We start from the raw sequence: 14,445 nt of genomic DNA, 5'->3' as shown, positions 1-14,445 counted from the left end.
TTTCAGTTCCGTAGGCCACGGTGAAAATACGAATGCCTTCATCCGTCAATTTTTTCGCGGCCTCAATGGCGCCCGGCTCGTGATCTTCACCATCAGATGCCATGATGATGACACGAGTGACTTTCACGGTATCATCCGTTCCGACACCTCCGCGATCAAAGGCTTCTTTTGCTGTCGCCAAAGCTTCCTGGAAGTTTGTCCCTTGAGACGATACTGAATTTGTATCTAAAGAATCTAGGTACATTTTCACGGCACCTGGATCATTCGTGATCGGAGAAAGCAATGCCGCAGATCCCGCAAACGCAAGAACGCCGATCTTATTTCCCGGCATCATGTCCACCAAACGACTCAGTTCAGTCTTTGCTTGGGCCAACCGTGATGGCTTCACGTCTTCCGCCTCCATACTTTCAGAAACGTCGACGGCAAAGATGATTTCCACTCCTTCGCTTTTGACTTCTTGTTTGCTTTGCCCTGCTTGAGGTCGAGCGAGCGCCACCACAAAGAAGAACACAGTCAAAATTTGCAAAACGGTTTTCACAGAACGTTTGCGTTTAGAAACAGAGCTTGAAAGATACGGATACAATCGCGAACCAATCGCCGCTTCCATGCGCTTTCTTGAGCGACGATCGAAAATAAATCCCAAGATAATGATAAAAGGAATAACCCACAAATAATTAAAGGCCGATAGATTTTCAAATCTAAACATTATGGCACCCTCCTTAACCAAGAGCGTCCCAAAATCAAACCCGCCAAATAGCAAATAATGGCCATCACCAGGTACGGCGGAAATTTCTCTGTATAGTTTGTGAATTTATTAATATCAATTTTCGTTTTCTCTAAAGAGTCGATGTCTTTAAAGATCCCTACCAACGAGTCTTCTTTTGAAGCGCGATAGTATTTACCGCCTGTGTCTTTCGCCATGCGCGACAAAAGATCTTCATTTACTGTGCTATCAAATGGCTGATAGGTTTTTACTTTCTGGCCAAAAATATCGCGCGTGTAAATTGGGATTTTCGTCGGACCATCATGACCGATACCGATCGAATAGATCTTGATGCCATAACCTTTAGCAATCTCAAGACCCGTCTCTGGATCAATAGTACCACTGTTATTCTCACCATCCGTCATGAAGATAACCACGCGGCTTTTTGCAGTTGAATCCTTCAGACGACCCGCTGCGTTCGCAAGGGCCACACCGATTGCTGTGCCATCTTTGATACGAGCTTGTTGAGCCGTTGTGATCTCTTCCACACGTTGCAAGATCAACTGATAATCCAATGTTGGCGGCACAACGGTGAAGGATTCACCGGCAAAGATCACCAAACCAATACGGTCTGAACTACGGCCTTGAATGAAACGCTTCAACGTATCTTTCGCAGCCTCCAAACGGTTCAGCGGTTTCATATCCTCAATCAGCATACTGTCTGAAATATCCAAGCAGATGACGATATCGATACCTTCGACGTTCTTTTTAATTTTTGTATTCATTTCCTGTGGACGGGCCAATGCAATAATCGCAAAGACAATACCCAAGGATTTTAACAACAATGGCAAATGCATCAAACGAGTGCGCACACTGGGCGTCACTGTTTTTAGAACCTCTACCGAACCAAATTGTAAAGTGGGAGTTCTTTTCTTTCTGCGCCACAAAGTCCACACCAACAAAAGCACTAACGGAAGAATAAGCCAAAATGCCGCGTACGAATGAAAGATCATGAGATACCTTCTATCGTTTCAATCACACTGCGCGTACGCTTTGCGATATTCACAACGTCGCTGCTTGTAACCTTTTGCTTATTTTCAAAGGCATGTTGGAACTCTTTAATCAAAGCCTGAAGATCATGACCCACTTCAGAATAAACTTTGCGATGGCGTTTCTTAATATCTTTGATAATTAAACGCCCACTCCACTCTATCGCTGGAATTTTAAATTTGCGAGTCAAATACAGTCGCAACATCAGGCGCATTTCTTCCATGGCAGATTGCACGTCCGCTTCATTGACCGTGCCACCAAAGAAAGCCGGGTTGGAGCGTTGAAGCTTACGCATGGTTTGATGGAATTGATGCAATGGCGACAATGCTGAATCGTGCTCTTTCAAACGCTCGATCATATTGCGACGTTGGATGACTCTGACAACTTTGAAAATGATCAAAGCCGCAGCCAATCCAATCACAGAAACTAAAATAATCCAGTACAGATGAGGCACTGGCAGTTCCGCAGGTCCGATAGGACCATAGGGTTCTTGCTTTGCTGTTTGTCCTGGAATCGACGGAGCGTTTGGATCTGGTTTTGGAATCACAGTCATTACATCATACATCATAGGGCCTAAGCTGAATGATGCTGTGCCGTCAGTCATTTGTAAGTCAGGCCATTTGATTTCACCCGCCACATAACCCGTCACCGTGAAATCAGCCTGAGTTGGCGAGGTAAAATCAGCCCTTAAAAGATGAATCAGATACTTTTGTTCCGGAGTTTTTACGAAGTGCAATTTCTTGGCGTTGACGTCTTTAGGGAACTCCCCTTCGCATAGCAAATGAGCCACACGACCCACCGTCATTTCGCCGTCTTTGAGTCCTTCAACTTTAGGAATTTCGACTCTGCACTGAATAGCCATTACTATTTTCTCTTCTTAAAGAAAGCCACGAGAGGGTCCACATAATCCTCGCTGGATTTCACATCAACGCGCTCTACTTGCGACAAGCGCAACAAACGATCGCGTTGCTCTTTGCGCTTTAGAACTGCATCTTCGTACTCCTGTCGGAAACTGGGTGAAGACGTATCGACAGTCACAATTTCGCCGGTTTCAGCATCTTGCACTTCGATCACGCCCATGCGTGGCAAAGAATATTCGGCAGCGTCGTTGACGACACATGCCACCACATCATGTTTTCTTCCCAATAGACGAAGACTCTGTTCAAAGCCCTGATCCATAAAATCACTAAATACAAAAATCGTCGCGCGTTTCTTCACCGCCCCTTGCAAGAAGCTCAGGCCCGCAGAAATTTTAGTGCGATGACTTTTTGGTTTATAATAAAATAAATCACGCAGCAGACGACGAACATGGCCACGACCTTTTTTCGGAGGAACAAAGTGTTCAACCTGGTCGCTGAACAATAACAAACCAATTTGATCGTTATTTTTCACGGCCGAAAACGCGAGCAGCGCCGCCAAGTGAGTCATCACTTCGCCTTTAAAGTAAGGCCCTGTTCCGAAATCACTGGAACCGCTGACATCGACAGCCAGGATCAGCGTCAACTCACGCTCTTCTTCGTAAGTCTTGATATAAGGTTTCCCCGTGCGCGCAGTCAGCGGCCACGAGATCGAGCGAATGTCATCACCGGGAACGTACTCCCTGAAATCAGCGAAAGTCATACCCTGACCTTTGAAGGCCGTATGGTATTCACCAGCAAAGAGATTATTCACAAGTTTTCTTGTGTTGATCTCTAAGAGTTTAACTTTCTTTAAGACCTCAGGAGGTAAACTCACTATGGCACCTCAATTTGGCTCAAGATCTCTTTGATCACGTCATCAGACTTGATATTTTCTGCCTCTGCTTCGTAAGTCAGGATCAGACGGTGTCTCATCACATGGTAAGCAATGGCTTTTACATCTTCTGCCGTCACGTAACCGCGACCTTGCAAGAACGCGTGAGCCTTCGCCGCTCTAAATAAACAAATAGTGGCACGCGGAGAACCGCCCACATTGACCAAGTTTGCGATACGACTTAAACCGTATTCCGCCGGCTTACGAGTCGCCATCACAAGTTCAACAATGTAGTTTTTGATTTTGTTATCAACGTAAATTTGATCTGCACGAGCCGCTGCACGAAGCAAGTCTTCCTTCGAAATCACAGGATTCACGACAGGTTTGTGATCCGTTCCCATGCGATTCAAAATTTCAAGTTCCTCACCTTTATGCGGATAAACAACATTGATCTTAAACATGAAGCGGTCCATCTGCGCTTCGGGAAGTGGATAAGTTCCTTCTTGCTCGAGTGGATTTTGTGTCGCCAGAACCAAGAATGGATTTGCAAGTTTGTAGGATTCTTCACCGATAGTGACTTGTTTTTCGGCCATGGCCTCGAGAAGTGCGGATTGCACTTTTGCGGGCGCACGGTTGATCTCATCGGCAAGAACGATATTCGTGAAGATGGGGCCTTTACGAGGAGCGAACTCTCCTGATTTTGGATTAAAGATCATCGTACCGATCAAATCCGTCGGCAACAAATCCGGCGTAAATTGAATACGTTGGAAATCAAGCGAGATGGATTTACAAACCGTCGAGATCGTCAACGTTTTCGCAAGCCCCGGAACACCTTCGAGCAGGATGTGACCGCCCGTCAACAATCCCATCATGATACCTTCGACCATCTCTTTTTGGCCAACGATGACCTTGTTGATTTCCGCCATCATTTTTTCGATGAATTGGCTTTCCTGTTTGATAGCGGCATTAAGGGCCATTATGTCAACTTCACTCACGATGTCCTCCACAGAAGTGCGCCCCAAAGGATAGCCCCCTTCGTTACTCCTCGTCAGCGCGCCTTGGATTCAATACCTTTTGGCACGCACTCTAAACTCTAACATTTCAAAACGATAATTGGTTCCCCGCAAGAAGACCTGAAGGGTTTGGACTTATAGCTCGTCGTATCGAAATCTCTCTGGGAATGGCCAGGTTCGTTATGTTACGTCACACTTAGGAGCCTTGGCAGTTCTTAATCCTGAAAACCTGCCGCACTACCGCCCTGGGCTTGCCAAGGAGCATGGAAAGTGGGAAAAATTTTGTATGCAGAATACTAGTACAAAAGTCTGGGTCTTTATTCTTTCAAGTTCATTGGCACTTTTGGTGTTGGGTTACCAATTCGGTGAACGCCTGGGTCTGATGATTGGTTTTCTTCTCGCCCTGCTTTTAAACTTTATGGTTTTCTTTTATGGAGAAAGCCGCGTCCTTGCAAAACTCAAAGCAAAACGTCTTAAAGGCCAAGATGCGTGGGGCTTGCTTGAACGTGTCGAGCGCTTGTCGGCACAATTGGGCGTACCGGTCCCCACTGTCTATTTGATTCCTGAATCTTCAGCGAATGCATTTTCTGTGGGGCATTCTTGGAAAAAAGGTTCTTTGGGATTCACTTTAGGCCTTTTACAAACTCTGGAGGATGAGGAAGTCGAAGCCGTTGTAGCCCACCAACTGTGTCACATCCGTCGTCTTGATACTTTCGCATTCAGCGTCAGCAGCACTTTGGCAAATTCTGTTGTGGGTCTTGGCCAATTCTTAGATTCATTCCTTCCCTATCGTTTGCGTTTCTTCCGTCCCCTTCTTTCGCCGGTGGGTTGGTTGATCATTAAACTTGTCGTCGGTGAAAAATCATTCTTTGAAAATGATTTGATGGCCTCTCAGCTTGTTGGCGAACGTCAACGTCTTGGTGAAGCATTGTGGAGGCTTGAGGGTCTTGCACAAACGAAACCTCTGTCAATTCCACCATGCACAAGTCATCTATTCATGGTGAATCCAGAGGGCTTTAAGCAAAGAAATATGTTTTTGAAATCCCATCCTCCGATTGAAGTTCGCTTGCAAAAACTAATGGGATACTACCCGATTTAATTTTTCTTCGAGGTGTCTATGCAACAAGATAAAATGGAAGCATCAATGTCGATCCTCATCATGTCCATCGCGTCTTCGGCGGTGATGGCGATGGGACTTTCCCCGGACCCACAAACAGGGCAAGTTCACAAAGACAAGCAAATGGCTCGCTTCAATATCGATCTTCTTTTAGTTCTTCAACAAAAGACCAAGGGAAATCTAACAGCCGATGAAACTCAGTTTCTTGAAAATTTAATCAGTGATTTGCAGATGAAATTCGTTTCAATCTAGGAGTTCGCATGAAAAAGTTAATCCTTGTTCTGTCCGCTTCCCTTTCTGTTGCACTTGCCGCGCAAGCTGAAGCGCAAAACCCTTCGCTTCCTAAAGATGCGCCGAAGCTAAACCTCAGCGCTCCGCTGCCAGCGAATCTTTTTGTTGAACTTGCAAGGGCTATCAATCCAGCCGTTGTGAATATATCGACAGCAGCCATGCCAAAAGGTGGCCCAATGATGCGTGATCCGATGTTGGACATGCTTGAACAGCTTTATGGCATTCGCATGCAACAACCACAACAGCAGAAAAAACCGCAGATGATGGGTCTTGGAACAGGGTTCATTATTCGCGAAGATGGCCTGATCGTTACCAACAATCACGTTATCGCTGGCGCAGACACTGTAACTGTTCAATTGAGTGAAGGCAGCAAAGACACATACTCAGCAACAGTGATCGGCAGTGACGATCGCACAGATATCGCTTTATTGAAAATCGATCCAAAAGGAAAAAAACTTCCTTATGCCGTTCTTGGCTCTTCTAAAGATCTTCAAGTCGGTGAATGGGTTGCAGCTTTCGGCAATCCATTTGGTCACGGTCACTCGATGACAAAAGGGATTATCTCTTCAAAAGGTCGCGGCATCACCGAGATCAATAAAATTCCTCTTCTACAAACAGATGCCAGCATCAACCCGGGCAATTCAGGTGGACCTCTCGTCAATACAAAAGGTGAAGTTATCGGTGTCAACTCGGCCATTGATGCCCGCGCACAAGGGATTGGTTTTGCCATTCCAATTGATGAGTTAAAAGCCATCATCACACAACTTGAAACCAAAGGTCATATCGCCCGCGGTTACATCGGAACTGCATTAGGTGATTTAGATGAAGACGCAGCAGCTTACTTAGGAATGGGTGACGTTCGTGGCGCCGTAATTACGCAATTGGATCCTCGCGGCCCTGCTGCGAAGTCCGGTGCGAAAATATATGATATTGTGACGGAATTCAACGGCAAATCTATTTCAAACTCATTGGAGCTTCAAGACGCTGTTTCTGATTCCACAATCGGTAAATCCGTGAAGGTAAAAATCATTCGTGATCGCAAGCCAGTGACTCTGACGATGCTCGTTGCGGATCGTCCTGAGGATAAAATCAGAGGTGCTGCTAAGAAATATCAAGGTCAAAAAGCCCCTTTGAATTTGGGGTTCACTGTGATGGATCCAAACGAGTCGCTTCGTAGTGAATGGAATTTACCTGACGACATGAAGCAACCTGTGGTTATCGGTGTTGAAGAAAAATCTGCAGCAGCAAAAGCAGGCTTGACAGTGGGTGACGTGATCTTGGACGTGAACAAGACCGTTGTGGAAACATCCAAAGACGTCTTAAGAAGCTTGAAAAAAGGTTCCAATACAATTCGCATCGCTCGCAATGCACGCATTCAACTTATCAACATTTCAACACCGTAGTTGAAATTCAAATTTGAAAATAAAAAAGGCTGAGTCATCTCAGCCTTTTTTATTTTTTCGTCTGCTCAAATCAGTCAGAGTGGTGATCTACCTTTATTGTCGAAGGTCGGTGCGTGCACTCATCTCGTGAGGGACCGAGAAAAACTTCATGACCCCTTCGTTCATCTCATCCATGTTTTTTGCTTTTGCACAAACGCCCGTTAATGCATTTCCAAATGGCAGCCATACGCTTGTCGTACGCACATAGAATCGCACTTTGCGCATTCCAAGGTCTTCACCAAAATACTGACGACATAATTGAATCAACTTCAGAAGACAGTGACCGTACTCGGCGCCTTCTTCCTCTGGAGTTCTTGGTGCTTTTAAATTTTCTTTTCCGACGGGGGCAGCAAACCCAAGATCTTCCCCTAGTTGCCACATCATCCACGGTCTCGCAGCCAATGCCCGTCCTGCCATCGCCATATCACACCCCGTTTCAGTCAACATGTTGACGGCATCTTCAACCGTTTGCACGTCACCGTTTCCAATGACAGGAAAATCAACTGCGCTGTGAAGTTGTTTGATCTGCTCCCAATCAGCCCAGCCTCTGCGTTTTTGTGCTGCAGTTCGTGGATGCAAACACACCCATGCCGCCCCCGAGTTGCGAAGACCTGAAACGAATGTCAAAAGTTCGTCGAATTCCTTTGTACTTCCCACTGCACGCAACTTCACACTGACAGGTACCGTGGAGTTTTTGACCGTCATGCGCACAACTTCCGCCGCATAAGCGGGATCCCCCATCAGGGCCACACCGTAATTATGCTTCAAAGCTTTTTGCACAGGACAACCCATATTGATGTCAATGGCTTCCGCTCCCCATTCGATCAAACGCTTCACGCTTTTTGCGATGGGCTCTTCTTCATTGCCAAGAATTTGCGGAACCAGTCCGGTTTCATGGGGCGCACGCAAAGTTTCAGGAGTCTTTTCGAGGTTTTCATCTGGCACTCGCCGCGAGTTCAACATTTCAGTTGGCCAGATAGTGTAAGCATCTTGAGGCAAATACTCGCGCACCACTTCGCGCAATGCCACGTGAGTAAGTCCCACCATCGGCGCAAGGCACAGAGGGAAATTTACTTTGCCATTGAGGATGGGACGATGAAGTCCCAATTTCTTTTTCATAACTCGTCGACCAAACCAGCCCCGCGAACAGGGCATAAAAAAAGGAGTGCATTGATAACAATGAACTCCTTTTCATAAAAATATCGTTTATAAATTAAACTGTATGAGCCGCAAAAACCTGCGGAACTGTTTTCTTCAACACTTCAGCAACGCCAAACAATGCGCCTGTAAAGAACAAATCACCCATGATTTGATTATCGAAGAACGGAATCGCAGCCACGTAGCAGTTTATAAGCCCCTGCCAAGTCATTGCATACATTCCTTGAGTGGCCCAAACACCAAAGTTTGAAACCAAGAAAAATACGGAACTTGTGAACAACGCCGCCGTCGCCAAACGCACCATGTTTTTATTGTCACGCAACGTCCACGCATAAACTGTCATCGCGATGAACGGCACATAAACGAACAACATTGTAGAGTGGAAGCCCAAAACAAGATCGCTCAAGAACAATGCCGCCAGAGGTACGATCAAAGACAAACGTTTAGAAGGAACGTAAGCTCCACCAAACAATGCCATCGCCCCAATCGCAGTGAAATTCCACGGATGAGGAATCAAGCGACTGAAAGCCGCTGCAAGAACCATAAGAACAATCGTCATATATGTAGTTGTGCGTGTAGTCATGGCGCCAAAATTATCACTTATTCATACGGTTGTCTACCAACTCTTGAACCACACCAGGCTCAGACAAAGTTGTGACATCGCCCAATTGATCCGGTTGGTTTTCTGCAATTTTCCGCAAAATACGACGCATGATTTTACCCGAGCGAGTTTTTGGCAAGCGCGGCGCCCACTGTATAAGATCTGGAGTCGCGATCGGCCCGATCTCTTGACGAACCGTTAGCACCAATTCTTTTTTTACTTCCTCTGACGCAACTTCTCCCGTTTTCAACGTCACAAAGGCGTAAATTCCCTGACCTTTAATATCATGTGGATACCCAACAACAGCGGCCTCTGCCACGCGAGGATTCGCGACAAGTGCCGACTCGATTTCCGCAGTTCCCAGGCGATGTCCCGAAACATTGATGACGTCATCCACCCGACCTGTGATCCAGTAGTAACCATCTCCATCGCGACGGCAACCATCCCCCGTGAAGTAATACCCCGGATAGTTCGAAAAATAAGTTTCCTCGAAACGCTGATGATTTTTGAAAACCGTGCGCGCTTGTCCCGGCCATGAATCGGCAATGACAAGCACTCCTTCACCCGCGCCAGCAATTTCTTTTCCCTCTTGGGTGAGAAGCTTTGGTTTTACACCAAAGAACGGCAACGTCGCTGAACCAGGTTTTTCCGCAATCGCACCTGGAATTGGAGTGATCATGTGACCGCCCGTTTCCGTCTGCCACCATGTATCCATAATAGGACAACGGCCTTCACCGACAACGTTGTAATACCACGCCCAAGCCTCGGGATTGATGGGCTCTCCGACCGTTCCCAAGATGCGTAAACTTTTGCGCGAAGTATGTTTAACGAACTGATCTCCCTCACGCATCAAAGAGCGAAGCGCGGTCGGAGACGTATAGAAAATCGAAACTTTATATTTATCAACGATTTCCCAGAAACGAGATGGCGTTGGATAATTTGGTACACCTTCAAACATCACTGACGTTGCACCATTGGCCAACGGCCCATACACGATATAACTGTGACCCGTCACCCAGCCGACGTCTGCTGAGCACCAATACACATCATCGCGATGATAATCGAAAACATACTCATGGGTCATTGAAACCCAGAGCAAATAACCCGCCGTCGTGTGTAACACACCTTTCGGTTTTCCTGTTGAGCCAGAGGTGTAAAGAATGAATAGTGGATCTTCTGCATCCATTTTCTCTGGTTCACATTGATCGCTCACCGTTTTCACTTCATCGTGATACCAAAGATCGCGCCCCGCTTTCATTTGCACGGGAGTATTTGCGTATTTCACCACTAATACCTTTTGCACAATCGGAGCTTTATCCAATGCCTTGTCGATATTTTCTTTCAAGGCAATGACTTTGCTCCCACGGTAGCCCGCATCTGCGGTGATGATAAATTTAGAATCGCCATCCATCACACGATCAGAAATTGAGTCAGGAGCGAAACCGCCAAAGATCACCGAGTGAATCGCGCCAATGCGGGTGCATGCTAACATCGCATAAGTCGATTCCAAGATCATCGGCATATAGATCGTAACAACATCGCCCTTCTTTACGCCCATCTTTTTGAGCACGTTGGCGAAGCGACATACTTCTTGATGAAGCTGCTTATAAGTGACTTTTTTCGTGGGCGTTTGAGGATTGTCAGCCTCCCACATGAAGGCCACACGATCTGCATCCTTCGCCAAGTGCCGATCGATGCAGTTGTAAGAGACATTTAGTTTTCCGCCTTCAAACCATTTGATACTGACTGGTTTGTTAAAGCTGGTGTTTTTAACGGTCTTCCATTTTTCAAACCAAGCAAGACGACCCGCTTCTTGAGACCAGAAGCCTTCCGGATCTTTCATCGAACGCTCATACATGTCTTGATATTTCTTCTGCGTGATAATGGCGTGCTTTTCAACAGAAGGATCGACCGGATAAATGTCTTTGTGCATAAGGACCTCGAGTTTATATTCTAAATATAATCCTAGTCCTCTTAGAGAGGTCGTCAAACGCTAATTAGCTCATTAATCATTTGAAAGCTAAAAAATCCACCCTCCGTCGGTGGGCTCATTTTTTTCCTGCAAATCTTTTTGAAACATCGACCCAAAGAGAGTCAAAAGTTGCCGGCACCTTGTATTTTGGGCAAAAAAAAGCCCCGGGTTTCCCCAGGGCTTTGCAAGATCAGTCTTAGTTGACGTCTTTATAGTCAGCATCGATCACGTCGTCGCCGCCTTTATTCTCAGAAGGGCCACCACTGTGGTCTTCTTGAGTTTGTTGGCCAGCTTCGCCGCCACCTTGAGCGCCTTGTTTTTTGTACAAGTCAGAGCTCAATTTGTGAGTCAAGTTTTGCAATCTTTCAAAAGCACCTTTCAACTCATCAGAACTTGCTGATTTGTTTTCAAGAACTTTCTTAGCTTCGCTGATCGCATCGTTTGCAGACTTCACTTCAGCTTCAGGCAACTGAGTTCCAGAGTCCTTGATCAACTTCTCTGTTTGGTAAACGAGGTTGTCCAAGTTGTTTCTTTGAGTTGCTGCTTCAGCTTTACGTTTATCTTCATCCGCATGGCCCTCAGCATCGCGAACTGCCTTTTTGATTTCCTCTTCAGACAAACCACTTTGTGCAGTGATTTTGATCTGCTGAGTTTTACCAGAAGACATATCTTTCGCAGATACGTGCAAGATACCATTCGCATCGATATCGAAAGTCACTTCAACTTGAGGAACACCACGTGGTGCTGGTGGAATACCCACTAGCTCGAAGCGGCCCAAAGTTTTGTTGTCGCCAGCCATCTTACGTTCACCTTGAAGAACGTGGATGTCTACCGCTGGTTGGTTGTCTGCTGCAGTCGAGAACACTTGTGATTTCTTAGTAGGAATCGCCGTGTTGCGCTCGATCAACGCAGTCATCACACCACCCAAAGTTTCGATACCAAGTGAAAGCGGAGTTACGTCTAGCAACAACACGTCTTTCACATCACCCGCCAAGACACCACCTTGTACAGCGGCACCTACTGCAACCACTTCATCAGGGTTCACAGTACGGTTTGGTTCCTTACCGAAGAAGTCTTTCACTGCTTTTTGAATCGCAGGAATACGAGTGGAACCACCCACCAAAATAACTTCGTCGATCTCGCTGGATTTCAAGCCCGCATCAGCCAAAGCTTTACGGCAAGGCTCCATCGAACGTTTTACAAGGTCTTCAGTCATTTGATCAAACTTCGCACGAGACAACTTCATTTGAAGATGTTTCGGACCTGTTTGGTCAGCCGTGATGAATGGCAAGTTGATTTCAGTCTCTTGAGCAGAAGAAAGTTCGATTTTTGCTTTCTCAGCTGCTTCTTTAAGACGTTGCAATGCCATTTTATCGTTTTTCAAATCGATACCTTGGTCTTTTTTGAACTCTGTGATCAGCCATTCCAAGATAATCGTATCGAAGTTGTCACCACCCAAGTGAGTGTCACCGTTTGTTGCGCGAACTTCGACAACACCGTCACCCACTTCAAGGATAGATACGTCGAACGTACCGCCACCGAAGTCATAGATAACGATTTTTTCTTCTTTTTTCTTATCCAAACCGTAGGCAAGCGCTGCTGCAGTCGGCTCATTGATGATACGTTTAATATCAAGACCCGCGATGCGACCGGCATCTTTTGTCGCCTGTCTTTGCGCATCGTTGAAGTAAGCTGGAACCGTCACAACGGCTTCAGTCACTGGTTCGCCCAAATAGTCTTCAGCAACCTTTTTAAGTTTTGCCAAAACTGCGGCACCAATTTCTTCCGGAGAAACCGTTTTACCTTGAACCTTGAATGCACAGTCATTGCCTTTAGCAACTACAGTGTAAGGAACAAGTTTGATTTCATCTTGAACTTCTTCAAATCTGCGACCGATGAAACGTTTCGCAGAGTAGATTGTGTTCTCTGGATTCGTAACAGCTTGACGCTTTGCAATTTGTCCTACAAGACGATCACCGTCTTTTGTGTACGCTACAACGGATGGAGTGGTACGCGCGCCCTCTTCATTCACAAGAACTTTTGGCTCTCCGCCTTCCATAATTGCGACGCATGAGTTTGTCGTCCCCAAGTCGATACCAATAATTTTACCCATACCTAATCTCCTTAAATCTTCCTGGATATCTATATATAGCTAAATTAAATGTGGGGCCTGAAGTGACTTCGTCAAGGTCAGGACCTCACTTTTTAAGCAAAACTTTCATGACACATCTTTAATAAATAATATCAATATGTTACAGAGGTTTAACTAGTGTTGTAGGTCAGCTTAGGCCATTATGGCTTCTCGCTCCTCTCTTAAAAAACAAAACACAAACTAAGACCCTCTAGAAGCCCTGGTGCAACCCTTCATGCCCAGGGCTTTTATTTCATCTCTACTTTTTCTTAAAGAAACCGCCTTCGGGTTTTACATCGAGGCCGCGAGATTTTGCGATTTCACGCAATGCTTTTTCTTCTTCTTTATTCAACTTATCTGGGAATTGCACATTCACATGGAAGTAAATGTCGCCACGACGATTGCCGCGCAATGAAGGCAAACCTTCATTCGACAATTTCACGTTGTCACCTGGATGAGCACCTTTGGGAATTTCCAATTTCGCTTTGCCAGTGACCGTTGGAACTTCAATCTCAGCACCCAACAACATCTGCACATAGGGAATAGAAAGTTCTGCAAATAAATCTTCCCCACGGCGTTCAAAGTTTTGATGAGGCTTCACGCGAATCTCTACGTAAAGATCTCCTGGAGGACCGCCTAGATATCCACCTTCACCTTCAGTTGCGACTCTCAAGCGTGTGCCTGTGTCGACTCCTGGAGGAATGTTCAAACGGATTTTTTTATGCTGAGTTGTGCGTCCCTTTCCCTTACAAGTTTTGCAGGGATTTTTTACGATCGTGCCGTTGCCATGACATGTAGGACATGTCGAAGCCATGGCAAAGAAACCTTGCGAGCGGACCACTTGTCCCGAGCCGTTACACATCGGGCATGTTTCTGGATGAGAGCCTTTTTCTGCACCCGATCCTTTACAGTCTTTGCAGGATTCGTCTGTGTCGAATTCGATTTCCTTTTCTAATCCAGAAATAACGTCTTTAAGACTTACTTCAGTCACATAGCGAAGATCTGCCCCCCGACGTGGTTCATTGCGTGAACGACGTTGACGAGCCCCACCGGCAGCACCGCCACCAAAGAAGTCTCCAAAAATATCTCCGAAATGAGAGAAAATATCTTCGACGTCTTGAAAGCCCGCACTGCCTCCACCACGCCCACCACTAAATGCGGCGTGACCGAAGCGATCGTATTGGGCGCGCTTTTGCGGATCACTCAAAATTTCATAAGCGCCAGCGGCCTCTTTAA

The 14,445-nt window shown here is 46.1% G+C and carries 13 protein-coding genes; 3 read left to right on the top strand and 10 right to left on the bottom strand.

Features of this window, described 5'->3' with window-relative positions; all coding sequences use genetic code 11:
• From VF412_RS13140 to VF412_RS13120, 5 genes are all read right to left on the bottom strand, one after another.
• A partial coding sequence (locus tag VF412_RS13140; RefSeq protein ID WP_331339713.1) for a vWA domain-containing protein occupies positions 1–706 on the bottom strand: 706 nt, incomplete at its 3' end.
• Positions 706–1,716 (bottom strand): VWA domain-containing protein, encoded by a 1,011-nt coding sequence (locus tag VF412_RS13135; protein WP_331339712.1) that lies wholly within the window; start codon positions 1,714–1,716, stop codon positions 706–708. The genes VF412_RS13140 and VF412_RS13135, both read right to left, overlap by 1 nt.
• The gene (locus VF412_RS13130; protein WP_331339711.1) at positions 1,713–2,615 is read right to left on the bottom strand and encodes a hypothetical protein; all 903 of its coding nucleotides are present in this window, start codon (positions 2,613–2,615) and stop codon (positions 1,713–1,715) included. The genes VF412_RS13135 and VF412_RS13130 overlap by 4 nt, the downstream gene beginning before the upstream one ends.
• A 2-nt stretch (positions 2,616–2,617) precedes the next feature.
• On the bottom strand, positions 2,618–3,487 hold the full coding sequence (locus VF412_RS13125) for a DUF58 domain-containing protein (protein ID WP_331339710.1): 870 nt from the start codon (positions 3,485–3,487) through the stop codon (positions 2,618–2,620).
• The gene (locus VF412_RS13120) at positions 3,487–4,461 is read right to left on the bottom strand and encodes an AAA family ATPase (protein WP_414640842.1); all 975 of its coding nucleotides are present in this window, start codon (positions 4,459–4,461) and stop codon (positions 3,487–3,489) included. Before VF412_RS13120 ends, VF412_RS13125 begins: the two co-directional genes overlap by 1 nt.
• Before the next feature lie 322 nt (positions 4,462–4,783).
• Here VF412_RS13120 and VF412_RS13115 point away from each other — a divergent pair, with 322 nt between their 5' ends.
• Genes VF412_RS13115 through VF412_RS13105 form a run of 3 tightly spaced genes read left to right on the top strand, consistent with a single transcriptional unit; the run spans position 4,784 to position 7,308 of the window.
• Positions 4,784–5,596, top strand: coding sequence for a M48 family metalloprotease (locus VF412_RS13115; protein WP_331339708.1), 813 nt, complete (start codon positions 4,784–4,786; stop codon positions 5,594–5,596).
• Between the two features lie 18 nt (positions 5,597–5,614).
• Positions 5,615–5,866, top strand: a complete 252-nt coding sequence (locus tag VF412_RS13110) for a DUF1844 domain-containing protein (protein ID WP_331339707.1) — start codon at positions 5,615–5,617, stop codon at positions 5,864–5,866.
• 8 nt (positions 5,867–5,874) lie between these two features.
• The gene (locus VF412_RS13105; protein WP_331339706.1) at positions 5,875–7,308 is read left to right on the top strand and encodes a trypsin-like peptidase domain-containing protein; all 1,434 of its coding nucleotides are present in this window, start codon (positions 5,875–5,877) and stop codon (positions 7,306–7,308) included.
• A gap of 93 nt (positions 7,309–7,401) precedes the next feature.
• On the opposite strand, the gene VF412_RS13100 is transcribed toward VF412_RS13105, so the two are convergent.
• The 5 genes from VF412_RS13100 to dnaJ all read right to left on the bottom strand — a co-directional run.
• The gene (locus tag VF412_RS13100) at positions 7,402–8,466 is read right to left on the bottom strand and encodes a tRNA-dihydrouridine synthase family protein (protein WP_331339705.1); all 1,065 of its coding nucleotides are present in this window, start codon (positions 8,464–8,466) and stop codon (positions 7,402–7,404) included.
• A gap of 94 nt (positions 8,467–8,560) precedes the next feature.
• Positions 8,561–9,088: a DUF6580 family putative transport protein gene (locus tag VF412_RS13095; RefSeq protein WP_331339704.1), complete on the bottom strand. Its 528-nt coding sequence runs from the start codon at positions 9,086–9,088 to the stop codon at positions 8,561–8,563.
• 13 nt (positions 9,089–9,101) lie between these two features.
• On the bottom strand, positions 9,102–11,039 hold the full coding sequence (acs, locus tag VF412_RS13090; RefSeq protein WP_331339703.1) for an acetate--CoA ligase: 1,938 nt from the start codon (positions 11,037–11,039) through the stop codon (positions 9,102–9,104).
• A 235-nt stretch (positions 11,040–11,274) separates the two neighbouring features.
• Positions 11,275–13,191, bottom strand: a complete 1,917-nt coding sequence (gene dnaK / locus VF412_RS13085; protein ID WP_331339702.1) for a molecular chaperone DnaK — start codon at positions 13,189–13,191, stop codon at positions 11,275–11,277.
• A 277-nt stretch (positions 13,192–13,468) separates the two neighbouring features.
• Positions 13,469–14,445, bottom strand: a 977-nt coding sequence (gene dnaJ, locus VF412_RS13080; protein ID WP_331339701.1) for a molecular chaperone DnaJ, incomplete at its 5' end; no start/stop codon positions are given.

The sequence above is a fragment of the Bdellovibrio sp. genome, assembly GCF_036384735.1.
In the GTDB taxonomy this organism is placed as follows: domain Bacteria; phylum Bdellovibrionota; class Bdellovibrionia; order Bdellovibrionales; family Bdellovibrionaceae; genus Bdellovibrio.
This window is presented reverse-complemented; position numbering and strand designations above follow the sequence as displayed.

Bases quoted from the DNA above. Each gene is read 5' to 3' on its own strand.
- acs (WP_331339703.1), bottom strand. From the start codon at position 11,039: ATGCACAAAGACATTTATCCGGTCGATCCTTCTGTTGAAAAGCACGCC.
- VF412_RS13120 (WP_414640842.1), bottom strand. From the start codon at position 4,461: ATGGCCCTTAATGCCGCTATCAAACAGGAAAGCCAATTCATCGAAAAA.
- VF412_RS13110 (WP_331339707.1), top strand. From the start codon at position 5,615: ATGCAACAAGATAAAATGGAAGCATCAATGTCGATCCTCATCATGTCC.
- VF412_RS13135 (WP_331339712.1), bottom strand. From the start codon at position 1,716: ATGATCTTTCATTCGTACGCGGCATTTTGGCTTATTCTTCCGTTAGTG.
- VF412_RS13115 (WP_331339708.1), top strand. From the start codon at position 4,784: ATGCAGAATACTAGTACAAAAGTCTGGGTCTTTATTCTTTCAAGTTCA.
- VF412_RS13095 (WP_331339704.1), bottom strand. From the start codon at position 9,088: ATGACTACACGCACAACTACATATATGACGATTGTTCTTATGGTTCTT.
- VF412_RS13105 (WP_331339706.1), top strand. From the start codon at position 5,875: ATGAAAAAGTTAATCCTTGTTCTGTCCGCTTCCCTTTCTGTTGCACTT.
- VF412_RS13130 (WP_331339711.1), bottom strand. From the start codon at position 2,615: ATGGCTATTCAGTGCAGAGTCGAAATTCCTAAAGTTGAAGGACTCAAA.
- dnaK (WP_331339702.1), bottom strand. From the start codon at position 13,191: ATGGGTAAAATTATTGGTATCGACTTGGGGACGACAAACTCATGCGTC.
- VF412_RS13100 (WP_331339705.1), bottom strand. From the start codon at position 8,466: ATGAAAAAGAAATTGGGACTTCATCGTCCCATCCTCAATGGCAAAGTA.